The organism is Nostoc sp. JL31 (genome assembly GCF_017114965.1).
In the GTDB taxonomy this organism is placed as follows: domain Bacteria; phylum Cyanobacteriota; class Cyanobacteriia; order Cyanobacteriales; family Nostocaceae; genus Nostoc; species Nostoc punctiforme_A.
The window spans coordinates 220,308-239,438 of record NZ_JABXKO010000068.1 but is presented as its reverse complement, the minus strand read 5'-3'; the positions used below and the strand labels follow the sequence as shown (position 1 = coordinate 239,438).

At 41.3% G+C, this 19,131-nt stretch carries 19 protein-coding genes and 1 pseudogene; 8 read left to right on the top strand and 12 right to left on the bottom strand.

Annotated features, from left to right (window positions below; all coding sequences use genetic code 11):
- Positions 1-139: 139 nt before the first annotated feature.
- Positions 140-346, bottom strand: coding sequence for a hypothetical protein (locus HWQ43_RS16710; protein WP_292735938.1), 207 nt, complete (start codon positions 344-346; stop codon positions 140-142).
- Positions 347-832: 486 nt separating this feature from the next.
- The gene (locus HWQ43_RS16705) at positions 833-2,215 is read right to left on the bottom strand and encodes a cytochrome P450 (protein ID WP_292735935.1); all 1,383 of its coding nucleotides are present in this window, start codon (positions 2,213-2,215) and stop codon (positions 833-835) included.
- 187 nt (positions 2,216-2,402) lie between these two features.
- Between HWQ43_RS16705 and HWQ43_RS16700 the strand changes: the two genes are divergently transcribed.
- The 4 genes and pseudogenes from HWQ43_RS16700 to HWQ43_RS16685 form a co-directional block, all read left to right on the top strand.
- Positions 2,403-4,616, top strand: a complete 2,214-nt coding sequence (locus HWQ43_RS16700; protein ID WP_292735932.1) for a phosphoketolase — start codon at positions 2,403-2,405, stop codon at positions 4,614-4,616.
- Positions 4,617-4,753: 137 nt separating this feature from the next.
- Positions 4,754-4,996: a hypothetical protein gene (locus tag HWQ43_RS16695; protein WP_292735929.1), complete on the top strand. Its 243-nt coding sequence runs from the start codon at positions 4,754-4,756 to the stop codon at positions 4,994-4,996.
- 470 nt (positions 4,997-5,466) lie between these two features.
- Positions 5,467-6,627, top strand: a complete 1,161-nt coding sequence (locus tag HWQ43_RS16690; protein ID WP_292735926.1) for a hypothetical protein — start codon at positions 5,467-5,469, stop codon at positions 6,625-6,627.
- Positions 6,628-6,674: 47 nt separating this feature from the next.
- A pseudogene (locus HWQ43_RS16685) lies at positions 6,675-6,818 on the top strand (type II toxin-antitoxin system RelE/ParE family toxin); the annotation flags it as partial.
- A gap of 82 nt (positions 6,819-6,900) precedes the next feature.
- On the opposite strand, the gene aroH reads toward HWQ43_RS16685, so the two are convergent.
- The 3 genes from aroH to HWQ43_RS16670 all read right to left on the bottom strand — a co-directional run bounded on the left by aroH (position 6,901) and on the right by HWQ43_RS16670 (position 9,079).
- Positions 6,901-7,314, bottom strand: a complete 414-nt coding sequence (gene aroH, locus HWQ43_RS16680) for a chorismate mutase (protein WP_292735923.1) — start codon at positions 7,312-7,314, stop codon at positions 6,901-6,903.
- A 102-nt stretch (positions 7,315-7,416) separates the two neighbouring features.
- Positions 7,417-8,238, bottom strand: a complete 822-nt coding sequence (sppA, locus tag HWQ43_RS16675; protein WP_292735920.1) for a signal peptide peptidase SppA — start codon at positions 8,236-8,238, stop codon at positions 7,417-7,419.
- Between the two features lie 544 nt (positions 8,239-8,782).
- Positions 8,783-9,079: a hypothetical protein gene (locus HWQ43_RS16670; RefSeq protein ID WP_292735917.1), complete on the bottom strand. Its 297-nt coding sequence runs from the start codon at positions 9,077-9,079 to the stop codon at positions 8,783-8,785.
- Between the two features lie 490 nt (positions 9,080-9,569).
- On the opposite strand from HWQ43_RS16670, the gene HWQ43_RS16665 reads away from it, so the two are divergent.
- The 4 genes from HWQ43_RS16665 (at position 9,570) to plsY (ending at position 13,076) form a co-directional block, all read left to right on the top strand.
- Positions 9,570-10,364 carry an MlaE family lipid ABC transporter permease subunit gene (locus HWQ43_RS16665; protein ID WP_094350672.1) on the top strand — a complete coding sequence of 265 codons (795 nt, stop codon included), beginning with the start codon at positions 9,570-9,572 and terminating at the stop codon, positions 10,362-10,364.
- 126 nt (positions 10,365-10,490) lie between these two features.
- Complete coding sequence (locus HWQ43_RS16660) at positions 10,491-10,877, top strand: DUF3119 family protein (RefSeq protein ID WP_292735913.1); 387 nt, start codon at positions 10,491-10,493, stop codon at positions 10,875-10,877.
- Positions 10,878-11,013: 136 nt separating this feature from the next.
- Positions 11,014-12,288, top strand: a complete 1,275-nt coding sequence (locus tag HWQ43_RS16655; RefSeq protein WP_292735910.1) for a DUF3086 domain-containing protein — start codon at positions 11,014-11,016, stop codon at positions 12,286-12,288.
- Between the two features lie 107 nt (positions 12,289-12,395).
- Positions 12,396-13,076 (top strand): glycerol-3-phosphate 1-O-acyltransferase PlsY, encoded by a 681-nt coding sequence (gene plsY, locus HWQ43_RS16650; protein WP_292735906.1) that lies wholly within the window; start codon positions 12,396-12,398, stop codon positions 13,074-13,076.
- An 82-nt stretch (positions 13,077-13,158) separates the two neighbouring features.
- Here plsY and HWQ43_RS16645 read toward each other — a convergent pair whose 3' ends face one another.
- The 7 genes from HWQ43_RS16645 to HWQ43_RS16615 all read right to left on the bottom strand — a co-directional run bounded on the left by HWQ43_RS16645 (position 13,159) and on the right by HWQ43_RS16615 (position 19,049).
- A complete protein-coding gene (locus HWQ43_RS16645; protein WP_292735903.1) occupies positions 13,159-13,416 on the bottom strand; it encodes a hypothetical protein in 258 nt (85 codons plus the stop codon).
- A gap of 63 nt (positions 13,417-13,479) precedes the next feature.
- Complete coding sequence (locus HWQ43_RS16640) at positions 13,480-13,719, bottom strand: hypothetical protein (protein ID WP_292735900.1); 240 nt, start codon at positions 13,717-13,719, stop codon at positions 13,480-13,482.
- Positions 13,720-14,069: 350 nt separating this feature from the next.
- Positions 14,070-14,642, bottom strand: a complete 573-nt coding sequence (locus HWQ43_RS16635) for a hypothetical protein (RefSeq protein WP_292735897.1) — start codon at positions 14,640-14,642, stop codon at positions 14,070-14,072.
- 40 nt (positions 14,643-14,682) lie between these two features.
- On the bottom strand, positions 14,683-16,338 hold the full coding sequence (locus tag HWQ43_RS16630) for a TrbI/VirB10 family protein (protein ID WP_292735894.1): 1,656 nt from the start codon (positions 16,336-16,338) through the stop codon (positions 14,683-14,685).
- Positions 16,335-17,039 (bottom strand): hypothetical protein, encoded by a 705-nt coding sequence (locus HWQ43_RS16625; RefSeq protein ID WP_292735891.1) that lies wholly within the window; start codon positions 17,037-17,039, stop codon positions 16,335-16,337. Before HWQ43_RS16625 ends, HWQ43_RS16630 begins: the two co-directional genes overlap by 4 nt.
- A gap of 46 nt (positions 17,040-17,085) precedes the next feature.
- Entirely contained in the window at positions 17,086-17,907 is an 822-nt protein-coding gene (locus tag HWQ43_RS16620) for a hypothetical protein (RefSeq protein ID WP_292735888.1), read from the bottom strand.
- A 92-nt stretch (positions 17,908-17,999) separates the two neighbouring features.
- Positions 18,000-19,049 carry a hypothetical protein gene (locus tag HWQ43_RS16615; protein ID WP_292735885.1) on the bottom strand — a complete coding sequence of 350 codons (1,050 nt, stop codon included), beginning with the start codon at positions 19,047-19,049 and terminating at the stop codon, positions 18,000-18,002.
- Between the last annotated feature and the right edge of the window lie 82 nt (positions 19,050-19,131).

The window sequence follows — 19,131 nt, the reverse complement described above, 5'->3', positions numbered from 1 at the left end:
CATTTACGTCATTTTCAAAAATACAGCATTTACGAGTGCACCTGCGGAATGTGGGATGTAAATTTATGCCCCATAATTTCCACTCGATCTTTTAGCATTCGTGGTGTGCAAATTAAAACATGGGTTGCTTTCTTAAAATCTAATTTGTGTGCAGGTATGGCAAAACAATCACTAATTGTTTGGGATGGCTAAAAAATACTATCGGTGGCGACTTTAAACCCATTACCTGTACTGTGAAAACATCACCATACTTGGCAGCATTATTTTCTAAAAACTTTGTTGGTTCAGCAATTAATTGCAGAATTTGTAGCAACGCTGGTGTGCGTAGATTATTAAATAGTTTCATTATTTATTCGATACTTTTAGAATTTCAGAAGGCGCAAATAATTCAATCCGTTTGAGTTAAAGCTTACTTCTCCCTAACACTTCTTAAAAAAGATGCAATTAGAGCAAAATTTTTAAAATTTTCAGGGGAGAATCGGAAGTTACCTACCACTAAGTGAACCGTAGTGGTAATTAATCACCATTAATTTTTACAAAATTAATAATAATATTTTTTCTAAATTTTTAAATGCATTTACAGAAAAAGCTTACTCAATTATTTTAGAATACACCTATTAAAATACGTCTTTTGGTGATATTAAAATGCCTTGTATTGGTGTATATCCTCAGTCTTAAAATCCATTCTTTTTACAGTTGTAATATATTAAAATCCCCTATAGTCCTCTTTTAAAGAGGACTATAGGGGATTGTTTAAAAGCATTGAAAATCTATCTAAATATATAGATGGAAGTTGAAAATTTGCTGAACGCAACCATCAAACCTCCCAGCATCAAACAGTGGTTGTCTGTAAAATGGGAGGCTTCACCTGACGTTGACTCCTAACAACCATCTCAATAGGGCGATCAGGGCCTGTCACCAAACCACGGCGTTTAGGTCGTACTTCACCTCTATTAACTAGTTCCAATTCCTTACTAGAAAGGATTTGAGCAAGTGCTAACTTCATTTCCAACTGGGCGAATGCTAGCCCAATACAGCGCCTAGCACCACCGCCAAAGGGCAAATATTCATAGGCAGAAAATTGCCGTTCTAAAAAGCGTTCTGGCTTAAACTGCTTAGGTTCTGGATAAATATCTTCCCGTTGGTGGGTCAGATAAATAGAACCAAGTAGGACTGTACCTGGTTCTAGCTCGTAACCGCCCAGCGATATCGGGGTTCTTACTTTTCTGGGAAAAGTTAGCATACCTACTGGGTAAATCCGCAATGTCTCGGAACAAACAGCGTTGAGATAGGGTAACTTGAAAACGGTTCCGGGATCTGGGTTATCGCCCAAGCTATCTAATTCTTGCAGTAGCTTTTGGCGCACTGATGGTAGTTTGTGAATCCAGTACAATGCCCATGCTAAGGCTGTGGCTGTAGTTTCGTGACCAGCGACTAACAGAGTCATCAATTCATCGCGCAATTCTTCATCAGTCATGGGTTGACCGGCTTCATCTCTAGCAGCCATGAGTAAGCTAAGAATATCCGTGCGTGATGAATCTGCTTGTTCTCGACGTTCCCGAATTTCCTCGTAGAGGAGTTTATCAGCTTCTTGCTGAAGGCGCATCTGGTTTCCCCAGAAGTTAATCGGGCCAAAATCTCTTTGCAAAGCTGGAAAATAAAGCAAAGCCACACTTAACCGAGAACTAGCCTTTTCTAAAAGCTCACTCATAAATTGCTGTAGTTTTTCGGCGCGAGGCCCTTCATGTAGCCCAAACACAGCTTGCATAATCACCCGCAGGGTAATAGCTTGAGTAGCAGATCGAATATTGAAGGGTTTGCCTATCTGGTATTGGCTAATGACTTGCTTGGTGACATCAGTAATCACCTGACTATAATTCCGCATTCTTTCGCCGTGAAAGGGAGGCATCAACAACTGGCGGTGACGCTGGTGTTCTGCGCCACTAATGCTAATTACAGAATGCTTGCCCAGCAAAGGTTCAAACACCTTATTCAGATCGCCAGGGGCTTCTAATTCCTTGGTATCAGTTGTCAAAATTTGTTGTTGCGCTTGGGGGTTGCTGACAATCACCAAAGGAGGCAGATTGTTGTCTAATCTGAGAGTAAAAATCTCGCCATAGCTTTTGGCACAAGCCTCCATAAATAACATCGGATTAACAATCCAGCGCAGCATCTGTACAACTGCTGGAGTTTGCGGGCCATTTGGGAATTTCATAAATTTTTTTCCTACTTAATATTTTTTTGCTACTTCAACTAATTGAAATCTTGGTTGCGTAACCATTTAAAGTACTTATTCTAACGTTGCAAAAAAGCAATAAACTGTTACAACCTCGAAGATGTAAAATTTTGGTTAAATTCAACGAGCATCTACAGTTTCACCTCACCGTCAAAAGGTACTCAGCATGACTGCAATCTCCGCAAAAGCATCTTCAGCGCTTCCCAATTTTTCTGAAGGAATTCAATATTTTGGTGAAGCGTTACCAGATTTTGAAACTCATGGTGCAACACCTGCTATCGAGTCGGGCAAAGTAGCGATCGCATCGACCACAGACAAAGCAGCTGTATATCAAACTTTACTAGCTGCTGATGCCCTGCGCTACCTGACTTTGCAAGTTACCGCTAGCAAGGCTTCTGGCCATCCCGGCGGATTCGCCAGCCAAGCGGAAGCTTACGCATCTCTTGTCATGCTGGGATACAAGAACATTATTACCGAAGTGGGACACCACGCCCCCGGATTTTATAGTGCCATGTTCTTGGATCGTTCACTAGAGGACATGGGAATTTTTACAGTCCAACAATTGCGCGATCGCTTTCGAGAAAAGCACGGACTTTTAGGACACCTTTCTGGTTTTATCCCCGGTATTCTTGCACCTGCGGGGCCTTTAGGACAAGGGCAACACTTTGCAATGGCGGCTGCACTGTTGCACAAAGATAAGTTATTCCCCTTTACAGTTGGGGATGGTGGATTGGGTGAACCTTATATTGTAAGTGCGATCGCCCACTTCCATACAGCTTATCCTGCTGTCACCAATTTCTTGCCGATTTTGGTGTGGAACGGTTACAGCCAAGAACATCACAGCATGGTTTCTCTCAAAACCAACGAACAGATGCAAGCATATTGGCAAGGTAACGGTTTTGATGAAGTGGTGTTAGTGGATGCCAAAGATTTTGACGATCAAAACCAGCCAGGGGATTACGTTGATAGTACCGCCTTTTCCTTTGAGAAACGCCTAGAATTCACTCAAGCAGTACTTTCGGGTGTAGATAAAGCAGCGCGATCGGCCCTTGGTGGTAAACTTACCGTCTTCATTATTAAACAACTCAAAGGTGCAGGAGTTCACGCGCGGGGTGCAAAATCTCACAACTTGTATCCTAAAGATACGCTGGACGCGACGCATATTGTTAGTGCGTTGCAAACCCGTGCTTTGTCAGCAGAAGCTTGGCAATTAGTCAGAACAAATGCCGAACGCGCAGGCGGTGGCCCAGCCGCAAAAACTGTGGTGACAGAATTTGAATTTCCATTACCAGAATTAGGCGAATTACCTTTAGAAGAATATGCAGTCGGTGGCGAACCAAAAGTTTCCACAACTGCGATGGGACGATTGGTAGGAATAGTTGGAAATAAAGATCGGAATTTTCTTGTCACCAACGCCGATGGTAATGAAGCATCAGGAATTGCTAATATCAACCAAGCATTAAAGATTATCCACCCCACAACCGACGACTTATATTTCCAAGCACCAAATGGACAAGTTTATGAACCATTGAGTGAAGATGCTTGTGCCGGTTTAGCTGCGGGTTTAGCGTTAATGGGTGCGAGAACTTTGTGGTGTTCTTACGAATCTTTTGCCATCAACGGATTACCAATTTGGCAAACTGTAACTCAAGCAATGGCAGAATTGCGGCGTCCAACTCCCTCGACTATTACTTTATTCACAGCTGGCGCATTAGAGCAAGGACGCAACGGTTGGACTCACCAACGTCCAGAAATTGAAGCTTACTTTGCCTCGTTGATGAGAAATGGTAATGTTTTCCCATTATTTCCGCCTGATGCTAATAGTATTCAAGCTTGTTATGATTGGGCGTTAAAAACTAAGAATAAGGGAATTGTGATTACAGCTAGTAAAACACCGTTACCAATTCGCACCACTTTAGAACAAACTCGTCAAGGGTTGCGCGATGGTGCTGTGCTATTGCATGAAGTTGCTGGTGATAAACAAGTTGTATTTGCTGTGATTGGCGATTTAACATTAATACCAGTGTTTGAAGCTGCTGCTTTCTTAGAAACTGAAGGTATTGGCGTGAAAATAGTTACTGTGATCAATCCTCGGCAATTGTACCGTAGCCATGATACTGCTTGGGATACTTGTTCTGAACCCGAAGGCGGTTTCTTGGATGATGCCAAATTTGCCGAATTATTTGATGGCGATGCGCTAATTGCGGTGACTGGTGGTGCGGCGGGGATGCTGGAACCAATTTTGTTACGGAGTACAGCGAAGCGCGATACTTTTGCGTGGAAACGTGGCGAAACTACAGCCAGTGCTGGTGAGTTGATGGCATTTAATGGATTGACAGCTGAAGCGTTGACAAAACGTGCGATCGCATTAGTGCATTAAATCTGGAATAGTTTCCACTTTTATCGCATTTATACGTATATAAACGCTGAAAGTAGCGTTGGAATGCGTATATTTGCGTTTTTTTATTGAAGAGAACTTAGCAGACAGAAAAATGGGGGTAAATTTGCTGAAATCCGTTGACAAAAGCTGGTTTACGAGTCGCAAAAGCTAGTTTACGAGTCACAAAAGTTAGTTTACGAGTCACAAAAGCTGGTTTACGAGTCACAAAAGCTGGTTTACGAGTCACAAAAGCTGGTTTACGAGTCGCAAAAGCTGGTTTACGAGTCGCAAAAGTTAGTTTACGAGTCAGAAACTTAGTTTACAAGTCACAAAAGCTGGTTTTGGAGTCGCAAAAGTTAGTTTACGAGTCAGAAACTTAGTTTACAAGTCGCAAAACTTGATTTTTGTAGCTAGGACGAAGGGTGATATTTTTATCTGGAAGCGTGGGGAATGTGGAGACTTGAGGAAAAGTGCGATCGGGTTAGGGCATTAAATTTAGTATAGATATAATGTAGTGTGATACCCCCATCTAAGTGTTTTCCTGGGTGGGGATTAATATACACACTAAATTATGCACTGCAAAATATTCTATTCTTGGCAGTCAGACTTGCCGAACGCTACGAATCGTGGATTTATTGAAAAAGCTCTTTAGGATGCTGCCAAATCTATCCGCAATGATGATTCTATAGAAGTAGAGCCAGTTATAGACCGTGACACAATTAATGTACCTGGCTCCCCTGATATTGCCCATACAATCTTTGGCAAAATTGAACAGGCTCAGGTTTTTGTATGTGATATCTCGATTATTAACCAAAATACTTCGTCTCGTCCTACTCCAAACCCTAACGTCTTGATTGAACTTGGATATGCAATCAAAACTCTCGGATGGGACAACATTATCATGGTGATGAATTCAGCTTTTGGTAAGCCAGAAGAATCACCTTTTGATCTGCGGATGAGACGAGTTATCACTTACCACATGCCTCAAGAAAGTGAGGATCGTGCTACAGAGCGAAAGAAACTCGAAAAAACATTGACAGCAGCACTTCGGAGTATTTTGGAAGGACTTGATTTGCAAACTACTGGGGAAATTGTTCAACCATTAAGTATAGGTGAACAGGCAAGAATTGCTGTTGAAAATTCTCAGCCTAATCAAATACCTTTAGTCCGTCGGTTCATGACATGGTTAAGAGATGAACTTGACGCACTCAAGCCAGATTTTACAACAGTAGATATACCTGATGAGTTACTAGTGCAGTCAATTGAGCAAACAACAGACCTAGTTATACAGTTTGCTCAGATTGCAGAAGTAATCGCAACTATGAATAACTCTGATGCTGCTAGTGAAATATACAAACAGTTTGAAATTATTCTTGAACGTTACAATATGCCACGTACTTTCTCAGGTAGCTGTAAAGAAATTGATTTTGATTTTTATAAATTTATAGGTCATGAACTTTTTGTAACTTTTTTCTCATTTTTAATTCGAGAAAGTCGCTGGGAATTAATTGCAGATTTATTGGAAAAGGGCATCTATTGTGAAAACCATAAAATATCTACAGAACCAGGTTTAGTCTCATTCACCTATCTTTCTCGATATGTTGTTAAATTATTAGACTTTCATAATACACGACTGCGGCTTAATAGAATGTCGGTTCGTGCAGATATTTTAAATGAGCGTCATACTCAGGGTGAGCTTGCAAACATTATCCCCATGCAGCAGTTTATGGATGCTGATTGCTTTTTATTTTTAAGATCGGAACTAGCTCCTGAAACTAATCAGTGGATTCCTTGGAGTAAAGTGTACATGGAGAAAGTACCAAGGTACTTGTTGGAAGCCTCTCGCGCCAAGTATGCTGAAAAATTATTACGTCCTCTGGGAATAAAAGATATTAATACTTTTAGAATACGTCTACCTGATGCATCAATAAATTTAGAAAAGATGTTTTCTAATGGATTGTTAGATTCCTCTCCATTAAGCATTGACCCATCCAATATCGGAAGTAAATAGAAGGGTTTTCAGACTTAATTGTTTAGGTTTTTAAATTAGCAAAAACCCCAGCTATTGGTAAACAATGTCAGTTTATCCATCCCAATATAGCAGAAATTCGACAAATATCTATCAAAGGATTTCAAAAATATCTTATCTTTTACCGCATCACTGAATCAGCAATTGATATTCTACGAGTCATTCAACTTTAGTAACAAACAACATTCGTCACTACAGCCGCATTTCTAATTTACAGTTGGAAAACTGGATTTCACCTTAAAAATATTAAGTAGTTTACACTTTTGACTTAACTGCTTGCTGTGATGCTTGTAAAGTCTGAGGCAAACTCCAGTCGGGACGCAAGCTAGCGGCGTTGCGTAAATAAATATGATGAATTGAGGCGGAGGCTGGCAGATAAGCGTGGATTAAAAAGCGAATGCAGCGCTGTAAGCTGCCTTCGACGTGCATTTGCTGCACATCCAACATAGCCACATTATCCCAACCAGGACGCGCTCTTGCGATCGCAGCTGGAAAAACTGCATCCAAATCGCGCGTCACTGAAAAAGTCACACTAATAATGTCCTTTGGCTGGAATTGATTCCGGTTTTCCAGTTCATTTAGTAGTTCTGTAACTACCTCTTGGATTGTCTCAACAGTATTTTCTGAAGCGGTTGTTGCTCCGCGAATAGCCCGCATTTGCCAGTCCACGCCAAAATCCTCCTTAAAACACAAAAGTGAGGAGTTAGGAGTTGAGAATGAGAAGTTAAGACTGTTAACTCATAACTTCTCACTCATAACTCCTAACTCATATTAGGGTCGATATAACCACAGAGGTAAACCACTAGTAGACATTTCAAATTCGAGCCAATCAATACCAGCCCCAATTCCTGATGAAAATTGACGACTCCCTGGTATAAAGCGACTCAATAAGGGTTTACGCTCTTCTAGGGTATAGCAGAGAGTTTTTTCTGGATCGAGACCAACCAGTTCTGCTGTCCAACGACGGGCATCTTCTTCTGTGCCCAGGCGGTCTACAACACCCAAGGCTAGGGCTTGCTGTCCAGTAAAAATCCGACCATCGGCGAAACTTTTCACAGCTTCTACCGTTAAAGAACGTCCATCAGCTACCGTTTGCACAAACTGCTGATAACTTGTGTCAATCAACTCTTGCAGGATGTGTTCTTCTGGTTCGGTCAGTTGCCGATCGAAAGCCAAAATGTCTTTGTAAGGGCCAGACTTAATTACCTGGAAGGAAACACCGATTTTTTCTAGCAAGCGTTCCAAGTTATTCCCACGCAAAATCACACCAATACTACCCGTAATCGTGCCTGGGTTGGCAACGATGTATTCGGCTCCCACGCCGATGTAGACTCCTCCAGAAGCCGAAATATTGCCAAAGCTAGCAACTATTTTGATTTTCTCGCGCAAACGCTTCAGGGCACTGTAGATTTCTTGAGAATCTCCGACTGTACCGCCAGGGCTATCGATACGTAGCAATAATGCCGGAAACTTTTTTTCTTCTACAGTTTTCAGAGCTTCTAGGACGCGTTTGCGAGTAGCACTACCGATCGCACCAGTAATTTCAATCCGCGCAATTTGTTTTTTAAACTTGGGCTTAAACGGCCAAACCATGAGCTGTCAACATACCTCGTAATAAATTCAATATAAGATCCCCGACGGTCAGACGACCTGCTTTCCTCTGTTAAGAAACATGAGTAGGCATTGCGATCGTCAGAATTTTAAGGAAATTTTTATATTTTTCAGTGAGTTTTATTTGATATTCTCGATTAATACTAATCAAATCCTCAAAGATTGCAGATAGCATAAAATGCCAAACTCTAGTTTAGCGTTAACCTGATGATTTAGAAAGTCTATTTTAGCTATTTTGCAAAATTAAAAGCTCTCAATGCCTTGTTATTCTGGCTTTTTGAATGTTTGAGGACTGGTTTTAGCAAGGTCGCACACGTTTACTAGTTGTCAGTAATTAATCACTAATAACAAATGAATATATAAATATTTAATCAATTACTTCGACACTCAATTTAATTAATCCAAATTCATTCAGCAACACTAATCTCAATTTAGGTTATAGACTAGTAGTACTTTCACTCTGGGAAATATCACTTTTTCCTATCTTCTACAGCCCAATAATCTCCTGATGAAGCAATTTCACTACTCAAGGATCTATACGTAAAATTTGATACCGATAATAGACAAACATATCAAATAGTGCGCCAACGAAACTAAAGGTCAAGCTAATTACAAATAATCCGCGTAGGGGAGTTCCACTGCCGAAGGTGGCGAGAAAATCCATAATCTCAGTAGCGATCGCCTCGGTTAAATCTTGTAAGCCTGGGATGTTACCGATGAGGGATAGAAAAAGAAATCCACCGCCAACGAGGAACATGGGAAGGACAAAACTAAAAATGATTGTAAGTAGTAGGGAGCGGAGAAAGTTAGTAAAAATAGTCATTTAAGACAAACTCCGTGAGTAGAGATGACAAAAGCAAGATAGCGGTTTGTCATTTTCTACAATACGAGCGATCGCTCCAGAGCAGCGAATCTGTCAAAAATCTTAAGTTTTCATTAAAATAAACGGGTAGCAGTTACAGCCTATGCTGGGGATATAAAAGGCAATTCAAATCTACAAAAACCTTGCAAAATGGAGGTTATAGCCAAGTGTACTACTTATTTATTGCCTTACAGCACGTTTAAGAACAGCTTCATTTTCTGAGAACATCTTTAATCTAAGTTAATATTTAGCCGTCTTGAGGGAGTAGGGAGATGAGGGCAGAGGGGCAGGGGAGAGAAATTGCAACAAGTCTTTCCCCTTGTCCCCTTGTCCCCTTGTCCCCTTGTCCCCTTGTCCCCTTGTCCCCTTGTCCTCTTCATCATTCCCCATTCCCCATTCCCATGACTTCCGCTATTCTTAAGGCAGTTACCGAGTTAGCTACAGCAGAACATTGAACCAGACTACATCCAAATCCAGTTTAGGGGAATGGAGTCAGCGTTTGCTGGCGGCGATTTTTCTGGGTGGGCAAGTACTAGTTCACCTATTGAGAGGCAAAATCCATCGGCGTAACACCTTAGAACAAATGGCAGCAGTTGGGCCAGATTCCTTATTTATTGCCCTATTGACGGCTATTTTCGTTGGTGCGGTGTTTACCATTCAGGTGGCGCGGGAATTTATCAACTTTGGCGCCGGAAACATTATCGGCGGAGTGCTTTCTATAGCGTTGACACGAGAACTCTCTCCTGTGTTGACAGCAGTAGTTTTGGCGGGACGAGTCGGTTCTGCCTTTGCAGCAGAAATCGGTACCATGCGAGTCTCAGAGCAAATCGATGCCATGTTGATGTTAAAAACCGACCCAATCGATTATCTAGTTATTCCCCGCGTTATTGCTTGCTGTTTAATGTTACCAATTTTAACCCTCCTATCTTTGATAACGGGGATGTTCGGAGGATTCATCATTGCGACAAATATCTACAACCTATCTGATACAGTATTTCTAGACTCAGCCCGTAACTTTCTTGGTATCTGGGATATTTTAAGCGCCATGATTAAGGCGTGTTGTTTTGGCATTTTAATCGCTGTAATTGGTTGCAGTTGGGGGTTGACGACAACAGGAGGTGCTAAAGGTGTAGGACAGTCAACTACAACTGCTGTTGTGACTGCCTTGCTGATTATATTTGTGAGCAACTTCTTTCTTTCTTGGTTAATGTTTCAGGGGACTGGCAGTGCATTCATAGGGCTATAAAAGTTAGAAGTGAGAAGTGAGGAGTTATGAGTTAAAATTCCTCACTCTTAACTCTTAACTCTAACTTCTAACTCCTGACTCCTAAAATAGGAGAGATGCCTACTAAACAAAGCAGGATTTAAAACTGTGACCAGCTCATTTGCTTCTAACTCCACATCAACTGTGGAACTCAAGCCTAGTTACAATATACCCATAGTGTTGGTGATTGCCGCGATTCCACTACTGTTGGTACAACCGTGGGTAGGCTCCGTTTTTACGCTGTTTGGTTTGTTTCTCATGTTTCAGGCGTTAACGTTGCGTTTGCAATTTTCCGTTACCGATTTAGATATTTACAGAGGCGAAAAATTGATTCGGCGCTTTCCCTACCAGGAATGGCAAAACTGGCGGATATTTTGGAATAAAGTCCCCATTTTGTTTTACTTTAAAGAAATTAAAAGTATTCACTTTTTGCCGATTTTATTTGACCCCAACACCTTGAAAACTTGCTTAGAACAACGTTGTCCGCGTATTTAGTGCTGAGTGCCATCTGTGCTGAGTCGTTTTGATATAGACTCAGAACTCAGCACTCATGCTCAGGACTTTTATGGCAGGTCAATTGTAATATTTCTGAAAGCTATTTATTCGCGTCATAGGAATTACACTATTGTTTATGAACCCAGAGGCATCTCAAACCCCAGAACCAATTGATGAGCAGTTGACAGAAAAAGCAGAAGAGAACAATGCAGGTGAACATCCAGTAAATCCATCAGTTGAGTCAGTGGTAGACACAAAAGCCATTAGCTCATCAGAGGAGTACACAAATTTTGAGCCACTCATTTCCAATGCAGAAGTGGTAGATTCGACAGTAGAACTAACAGAAAATTCAAATGGCGAGTTTGTAGCGCAATTAGAAGTGGAAAATGCCGCCTTGGGGTCTGAAATAGAATCAGGAAATCATTCATTATATGTAGAAGCAGAACAGCGGATAGCAGAGTTGCAGAGTGCTGAAGTAGCTCTCAAGTCAGAAATAGCCAAGCTGCAAGCTTCTTACGAAAAGCTTCAGGCACAGGTAAGTGAAACTCAAACCTCACTGGGGCGACTCGTGCAAGAGTCGTTAGTACAGTTAGAACAACGCAAACAAACCCTGCAAATTTCTGTAGAACAACTAGAACGCCGTCAAGAACGTATCCGCAATGAGATGCGAACCACTTTTGCCGGTGCATCCCAAGACTTGGCAATTCGGGTGCAGGGTTTTAAAGACTATCTCACGGGTAGTTTACAAGATTTGGCTGTTGCCGCTGAACAGTTGCAACTGACCCCAACTGTGGTAGAACGAGAAAAACCGCCTGTCAAAGAGGCTAAACCAGCCGAATCCCAGCCTGGAATACCCCAATTTGCCCAACAGCAGTTTCAAGATACTACAAAACAAATTCGCCGCCTAATCGATCAATACCGCAATAAACCAGATTACTACGGCCCACCGTGGCAACTACGCCGTACCTTTGAACCAATCCACGCTGAACGAATTTCCAACTGGTTTTTTACCCAAGGAGGAAGGGGCGGTTTGCGGACAATGGGTAGCCGCTTACAGAATATTCTGATTGCCTCAGCTGCAATTTCGATATTACACAAGCTGTATGGCGATCGCGTCCGTACTTTAGTCTTAGCTAATACACCGGAGCGATTAGGTGAATGGCGGCGTGGCTTGCAAGATTGTCTGGGAATCGGTCGCCCAGATTTCGGCCCAGACAGGGGTGTGGTATTATTTGAGGCATCTGACGCTCTCGCTCAAAAAGCAGACCGATTGACGAAAGCCAATCAATTGCCTTTGATTATTATTGACGATTCAGAAGAACAAATTAGTCTGTCACTGCTGCAATTTCCCCTGTGGTTAGCCTTTGCTCCTGACCCCAAAATAGTGAGAAACTATGATGATGATTTTTAAATGAGTCATTTGTCATTGGTCATTGGTCAAGAGGTATTACTCTTGACTTTTTTGAATTTTGTTAGCGTAGCGTTAGCGAGTCTTCGAGCGTCATTTTGAATTGTATTATGGCTATTTGGTTAACTCTGTGCGGAGCAATTGTGGTCATAGCTTACCTGCTGGGTTCTTTTCCCACTGGCTACATTGCTGTGAAGCAGTTAAAAGGTATTGATATTCGGGAAGTTGGTTCAGGTTCTACTGGCGCAACTAATGTACTAAGAACCTTGGGCAAAGGGCCAGGAGCATTGGTTTTAGTACTTGATTCTTTAAAGGGAGTATTAGCGATCGCTCTAGTTTATTGGTTGTTTAACTTTGAACCAATTAAAAATTATATCCCTCCAACAGTAGATGCACAACTGTGGCAACCGTGGTTAGTAACAATATCTGGGTTAGCTGCCATCCTGGGACATAGTAAATCAATTTTTTTGGGCTTTACCGGTGGTAAATCCGTTGCTATCAGTTTGGGGATTTTGTTGGCAATGAGTTGGCAGGTAGGTTTAGCAACAGCGGGTGTGTTTGCCATCGTTGTGGCGATATCGCGGATTGTCTCTTTAAGTTCAATTGCAGGTGCGATCGCAGTTTCCATTTTCATGGTAATTTTGCATCAACCCTTACCCTATATTCTGTTTGGGATTGCCGGTGGATTGTATGTGATTTTGCGCCATCGCACTAATATTGAACGACTGTTTGCGGGAACGGAGCCGAAAATTGGGCAGCCTGTAGCGACAGAACCCGAACAAACTGCATGATAGGTAAGCGAGAGTCAAACTCAAAACTCTTCTCTCAGAAGGGGAGAGCTTCTTCCAGAATTACTGTATTTATGTTTTAGAATTACGAACGAACGTTGCCTTTAATTAAACGGTGGAAAAGGCGGCAAGGCCACAAAAAAGCTCCACAAATACTGACTGAGGCGATGGCGGCCACAACTCGCCAACTTGAACTAGACCGAGTATCAGACTCTGAAGGATGAGCTTGTGTCTGTTTAGCTAATTCTGGCATTGAATGAGATAGCTGACTGGCTGTACTCACCCCTTCAATCGCTGCTCCAATTAGATAAGCTACTAGGGCAATTACTAGCCAGTTATTCATAATATTCCACTGTTTGAACTCTGAGCGTATGCTTGGCAGCGAGCAATAATTTGATTTTTCGGACTAATGATTGCCGCCTTGCCCTAAAGATAATCGACCTTCAGCCGTATCACGAATTAGGGGCAGTTTAGATTTTATATAAGTATTGAGAGTACTATCTGACTGAGCATCAAGTCCCTGCTTGGCTTTTAACTGCTGGAGAAGCAATTGTACTAAAGCAGCATCGTCAAACTGGAGTAGGGTGTTGACCTGGGTAGACTCGATTACAGCCCAAAGCTGTTGCATCATTTTCGCTGTCACCATGAGCCTGTAACCTCTTAAGCTTTTCTTTATATTTACACGATTTTGGAATTTGTGGTTAGTTTTTGTCTGAATATTTATAAAGATGTAGGCTAAAAAATGCCTGAGTCAGTTAAATCTGTTAAGTTATAGCGTTTTTCAATTGATTGCACTACAGTAGTAGCCCACACCTTATCTTAACCGTGCTATTTAAAGAAAAAAACTGCCTAAAGACTTAAATCTTCCCTAACCCTTTTTTATAAGCAGGGAATTATGGCAGGGCTTTTGATCGGCCACAATGCAGACATACATAGGCATCAACGCTTTTTGTCGAGGCGAAACTTCTGTGGATATCGGGTAATTTTGGTAGAACTTTATTGTAAAACTCTTGAACAAGCTCCTTCCTGACCAGAAGGATCGGGAAAAACTGCTAAGGTGTGGTATTCAGGAGCATCTGTTTTATATATCACTCGAAAAGTATACAACTTGTTTTTACCTTGCGCTTCGGTAACAACTGTTAAAAGTGTATTGCTAGTGGAAGGAAGTCCAGGAATGTCCAGTTTTTGAATTCGTCTGAGTTGAATTACATTTGCTGCGGAGTTTTTACAATCTCCTGAATTACTATTAGCTTCTTGACCAAACTGCATACATACTGGCCCATCAAAATCCATAGTTACCTGTGATGGGTCATTTAACCAAACTTTTTTAATTACTTCTCCAGCTGGAATAAAGCTTAAGTTTGTTCCTTGTTGATACCAAACATCGACCGTAGGTACTAGTCCCCCTAAACCTTGTGCTTGGCAGGAAAAGATAGAACGCAGAACGGCATTATTAGCTACAGCACGACCTACCAACAAGAACATAGCAACCGAGAAAATTAAGGAAGCTATAGGTAGGAAATAAGAACGTTTTGGGTTATTTCCTGACAAATTAATATTCTTTTTCATGGTTGCAAATATCTAAAATTGGTATAAATTCTTCTACGCCTTAAAACTGAGTTGGTTGATTAACGTATATTTCAATATTTGTGCCTGCTGGCAAAAACCAAACACCACCTTGTTGAGACATTTGGGCGATCGCCTGTTGATTACGTTGGGCAATTTGGGGTACTACAGAGTTCATACCACCTTCTAGAACCCCGGCTGCAAGGTTGCGTCTATTCTCAGTGACAGTAGTATAACCAGTGACGACACCATTGTTGGGGTTATTGGCGCTGTTGTCGCCATTATCGCTATTGTCGCCGCTAGGGACGACGTTGTTGCCATATCCACCATATAAAGGCAGGAGTTTGGTATCAGGACGATTTACTAGCTCTGCTGCTTTAGCAATACCTCCCAAAACAAATAGTCCTGCATCCATCGAGGCTATAGACGAACTTTGACTGGGAAATTTATTTGCGATTAAAGGTTTACCTTGAGTACCGCGAAGAATAATTGCATTGTTGGGTAAGCTTCGTTCTGTGGGGTTGCCATTATTTTGCGAGATAACCTTGACTACGTTCATCTGCAAAAGACCTTGTTCAGAAAGCGAACCAATTTCAGCTAGGAATTCGGTGTTTGCTGGTAGAGCGATCGCACCATCGGTAGATTTTAGTGGTTCTTTCAATCGGATTACAAATACGTTTTTCGCTTCATCTGCATCACCACCACCACCTGACTTATTACTAGTTTCTCCAAATATTGCTGTCGCCAACACAGCTTTGGCACTACTCCCAACTGCTACAGATTTCTGCCCCTGCGGTTGGGCTTGACTGACCGCAGGATTGTCCTGTTGTGGGGTTTGTGAGGTTTGTGGGGTTTGCTCAGGATCTGGGTTTGGCGTCTCTTGCTGCGGCTGCGCATTATTTGCAGGTTCCAAAGTAGCTATATTACTAGTAGGTTGATTGCTAGGATTGACTTGACCATAGCTACCTAACTTTGCTAACCTTGCCCACTCTTCAAATGGGCTTGGTGGAGTTGGTGGAGTTATATTAACTACTGGTTGAGTGGGGTTCACAACTGGTGGTTGGGGTGATAGCGAAGGTTGAGAAGCAGGTACTCTAATGACGCGCTCAACTGTCACTGTCCGAGGTACGTAAGCTGTTGGTGGGGGCGTTGGGATCACTTTCTGTCTCACTGACGGTTGTTGTAAGGCTACTGTCGGCGTTGATTTGGCAATTCTCAGCTGTTGCTGGGCAGCTTTCACCATCTGTGCTTGTTCAGTCAGAGCTAATTTCGTTTTGAGAGTATCTATTTGGCCTTCCATCTGTTGAGATATGGATTCATCAGTGGGCTGCTCTTGCACTGGTGGAGAAACAATAGTTTTTGGCTTTTGATTGCTGCCACTCATCAACTGAGACAAAAACACACCACCTACCAAAACGATCGCTAAGGTAGCAGCCCCTACCAAGCCTAACTTGGCAAAGGGATTAGATGAGAGTGCTTGCTTAGTCTGAACTTCTTGTGGTTGAGAAAGTGGCTCTGGCGGCGTTGCAGAGTCTTCCGATTCTTCGGTGTCACTAGAAGAAGATTCTTCTTCAAAACCGACCAACCTTGACATCCGCGATTCCCAATCTACAGATTCTACTTCTGGTTGGCGATCATCGGTAGTTAGAGTAAATCCATTTTGGGGAGGCGTTTGGGCAGGAGTTGAGTATCGGGTCATGGTAGAGCCTTGTTTGGATTTCCAGAACAATTATTATCTTTAATTTCACATATATTATAAATTTCTAATCTGGCTTCTCCAAGGCGGTAAGCTGCAAACTGCGACGGTAGTGCTGCATTTGATAGTGAAGTTACAGGTTGATCTATTGCTCTAACTAAAATTTGTTTATTAAAGGAAACTGATTTCCCTAATTTATCATAACTGTTAAAAATTAATTGATTGGCAAGTATCTCTACTTTCCACTTCCCATTACTTATTGCTTTCGGTTGAGAAACTCTTTGGATTACTAAGACATTCTCCACTCCCCTATTAACATTTTCAAATTGGCTGTCTGGATTTAAATTAGTAATTTCTGACTTAAGTTTTTCTTTAAAATCATCAGCTACCAGTTGGGAGGTAATTTCCCAGACTTGTGTTGGTGGCTGTTGTTGTGACCAAGTAAGCATTAAACTCATAGTTTCACCCACAAAGCGCCGAATCGTCTCTGGTTGCCGCTCTAAATTGGGTTGGGGGTCTACCGTTATAGCATGACCATCAACAAGTTGCACTAAACTTTGAGGTGTGAGTTGTCGACCTAACTGTTGTAACATAGACCCGTGAAATATTAGTAACAGCAAGGTAAATAGATGTAAACCAAACGTTCCTACTGCCAATAACGGTAAGGGACTATTTTTCTTATTTTCTGGTTTGAGTAATTGCATTAATAATTGATCGCATAAATTGAACTATCTTCACCTAAAAAAGCGATTATCTGATAAAACTATCAGATGTTTGTCCAGTGCCGCATTGTATTGATTTATTTTCGTTCGGGTTGTAGTCATCTAGCAAACATAAGTTACGAATTTCATAAATTTCTAGTCTATCAGCGCGGACACTATAAATTGCTTTTTGCAGGTCGGTGCTATTGTCGGCTTGGGGATTAGCGAAATAATCTGCTGCACGTACCAGGAAATCTTTATTAAAAGGAGTTATGAGTTTTGCACCACCAACTCGGTTTTTTTGAATTAAGTCAGCTACCATACCCACTTGCCACTTACCTGGTGCAATTTGTTTTGGTGGATAAACTCTTTTAATTACTAGTTGTGAAGTCATCGCTTGGTTGGGATTTTCAGAGAAAACTTCTGGCGGTGTCATTTCTGCAACTGTGCTTAAGAAACCTTTACGAAAGTCTTCTGATAAGGCAAAACTAGCTACCCAACTGCTAGTACTAATTTTTTGGCTACCACCTTGAGGTGTGTTAATCAGTATTCCTAAATCGGATTTGGGGTTTGCGACTTCTTCAATAGTTTGTGGTGGTAAGGTTCCAGACCAGCTAAACATTGATATCATCGTTTTGCTGATAAATTGGCGAATTGCTTCTGGTTCTCTTGCTAAATCATCAATATTAGCTACTGGTTTGCCATTGATTAATTGTACAAAGTTGGGAGGTTTTCTCAAGCTGAGTTGGCGAATATTTAGCCCTTGTAATAAAAATAAAAATAAAACTAATATATGTAAACTGAAGGTTGCGATCGCAAAAAACGTCAAAACACTTCCCGTTCTTTGTCTTTTTTCTAGTAAACGCACCATTTCTTCACCTCCTCCTGCAAAAACTTCAGCTATTATATATGATGTTTTGCATATACTTACTAGTTACAATACTTGCAAAAATTTTATATTTTCTATATCCTCTCTTTTACTAAAGAAGCTGTACTGCTGATGGCGCTGAAGACTGCAAAACCACCAGCCGCAGCGACAAGTAAAGATAAAATTGGTGCTAAAATTCCTAGAAAAATTATGAACCACATTAAATCTGGATCGACATTAGCATTTTGACCTGGGCCATTGACAATCACTGCCGCAGTCAGCACAGCAATAATATTGAATGAAATTTTGGCGATTCCAATAGATAGAAATCCAGTCAGCCACGCAAAAATTGGTTTACCAGCTACAGGTAGTAAAGATCCACCTACAGCAATTGGCCCTAAAGCTGCTATCAACAACATCGTAGCTTCTATCAAATTCTGGAAGGCATATTGTAAGGAAACTAAAAAGTTCTTGATGCTCGTTTGCACTGTAGAACCTAATAGAGAATTAAAAGAAGTTTCTGATACAATGCCAGTGCCATATCTGATATTATCTACCTTAGTTTGTAGTCTATTTATCCAGCCTTTATTTCCATAAGTATTTCTATATTTCTGCCAGAGAACATTAACTTTTTCGGCAGCTTTCACAAAACATTGACTTTGTTGTTCGCCAGTAAGCGATTGGCAAGGACGTAGAAAAGAACCAGCTACTTCTTCAGCAACACTCATATTCAGTGCTTGCTGATATATTTTATCTGCATCTGCTGATACCACTACTTGCTGATTCACAGTGTTTAAAAAATTCCGCACTCCCAGTGTCAGATTAGACAGTATACTTCCATTGCCTGAATTACTTAAGAGTACTACCACAATAAAAGGCCAAATTAAAGCTGATATGGGACGCGTGTATTCGTAGGATATTAAGTCTTTGAGGAATTGTATCATAAAAAATAACAGGGTTCCTACAGCAAAAAAAATACCCAGATTTGTCAGCGCTCCATACAAGTTATTACTGGTGTTATTTTGTAATAAATCCAGCCATTGTTTGTCCCAACCTTCGGCAATACTTTGGGAAGTTGCGGCACCAGTATCGAGAATCTGATCGATGCCTACTTGGGCAAAAATTAGTTTGATAGCAACTTGCATTTTGAGTTTCTGGGCTATTTTTTTAGATTTCCTGTTGGTTGATCAGAAGTTAAAGGATTTTAAAACTAGGCTAGATGTTTAG

Bases quoted from the DNA above. Each gene is read 5' to 3' on its own strand.
- HWQ43_RS16710 (WP_292735938.1), bottom strand. From the start codon at position 346: ATGAAACTATTTAATAATCTACGCACACCAGCGTTGCTACAAATTCTG.
- HWQ43_RS16705 (WP_292735935.1), bottom strand. From the start codon at position 2,215: ATGAAATTCCCAAATGGCCCGCAAACTCCAGCAGTTGTACAGATGCTG.
- HWQ43_RS16700 (WP_292735932.1), top strand. From the start codon at position 2,403: ATGACTGCAATCTCCGCAAAAGCATCTTCAGCGCTTCCCAATTTTTCT.
- sppA (WP_292735920.1), bottom strand. From the start codon at position 8,238: ATGGTTTGGCCGTTTAAGCCCAAGTTTAAAAAACAAATTGCGCGGATT.
- HWQ43_RS16670 (WP_292735917.1), bottom strand. From the start codon at position 9,079: ATGACTATTTTTACTAACTTTCTCCGCTCCCTACTACTTACAATCATT.
- HWQ43_RS16655 (WP_292735910.1), top strand. From the start codon at position 11,014: ATGAACCCAGAGGCATCTCAAACCCCAGAACCAATTGATGAGCAGTTG.
- plsY (WP_292735906.1), top strand. From the start codon at position 12,396: ATGGCTATTTGGTTAACTCTGTGCGGAGCAATTGTGGTCATAGCTTAC.
- HWQ43_RS16645 (WP_292735903.1), bottom strand. From the start codon at position 13,416: ATGAATAACTGGCTAGTAATTGCCCTAGTAGCTTATCTAATTGGAGCA.
- HWQ43_RS16640 (WP_292735900.1), bottom strand. From the start codon at position 13,719: ATGGTGACAGCGAAAATGATGCAACAGCTTTGGGCTGTAATCGAGTCT.
- HWQ43_RS16635 (WP_292735897.1), bottom strand. From the start codon at position 14,642: ATGAAAAAGAATATTAATTTGTCAGGAAATAACCCAAAACGTTCTTAT.
- HWQ43_RS16630 (WP_292735894.1), bottom strand. From the start codon at position 16,338: ATGACCCGATACTCAACTCCTGCCCAAACGCCTCCCCAAAATGGATTT.
- HWQ43_RS16625 (WP_292735891.1), bottom strand. From the start codon at position 17,039: ATGCAATTACTCAAACCAGAAAATAAGAAAAATAGTCCCTTACCGTTA.
- HWQ43_RS16620 (WP_292735888.1), bottom strand. From the start codon at position 17,907: ATGGTGCGTTTACTAGAAAAAAGACAAAGAACGGGAAGTGTTTTGACG.
- HWQ43_RS16615 (WP_292735885.1), bottom strand. From the start codon at position 19,049: ATGCAAGTTGCTATCAAACTAATTTTTGCCCAAGTAGGCATCGATCAG.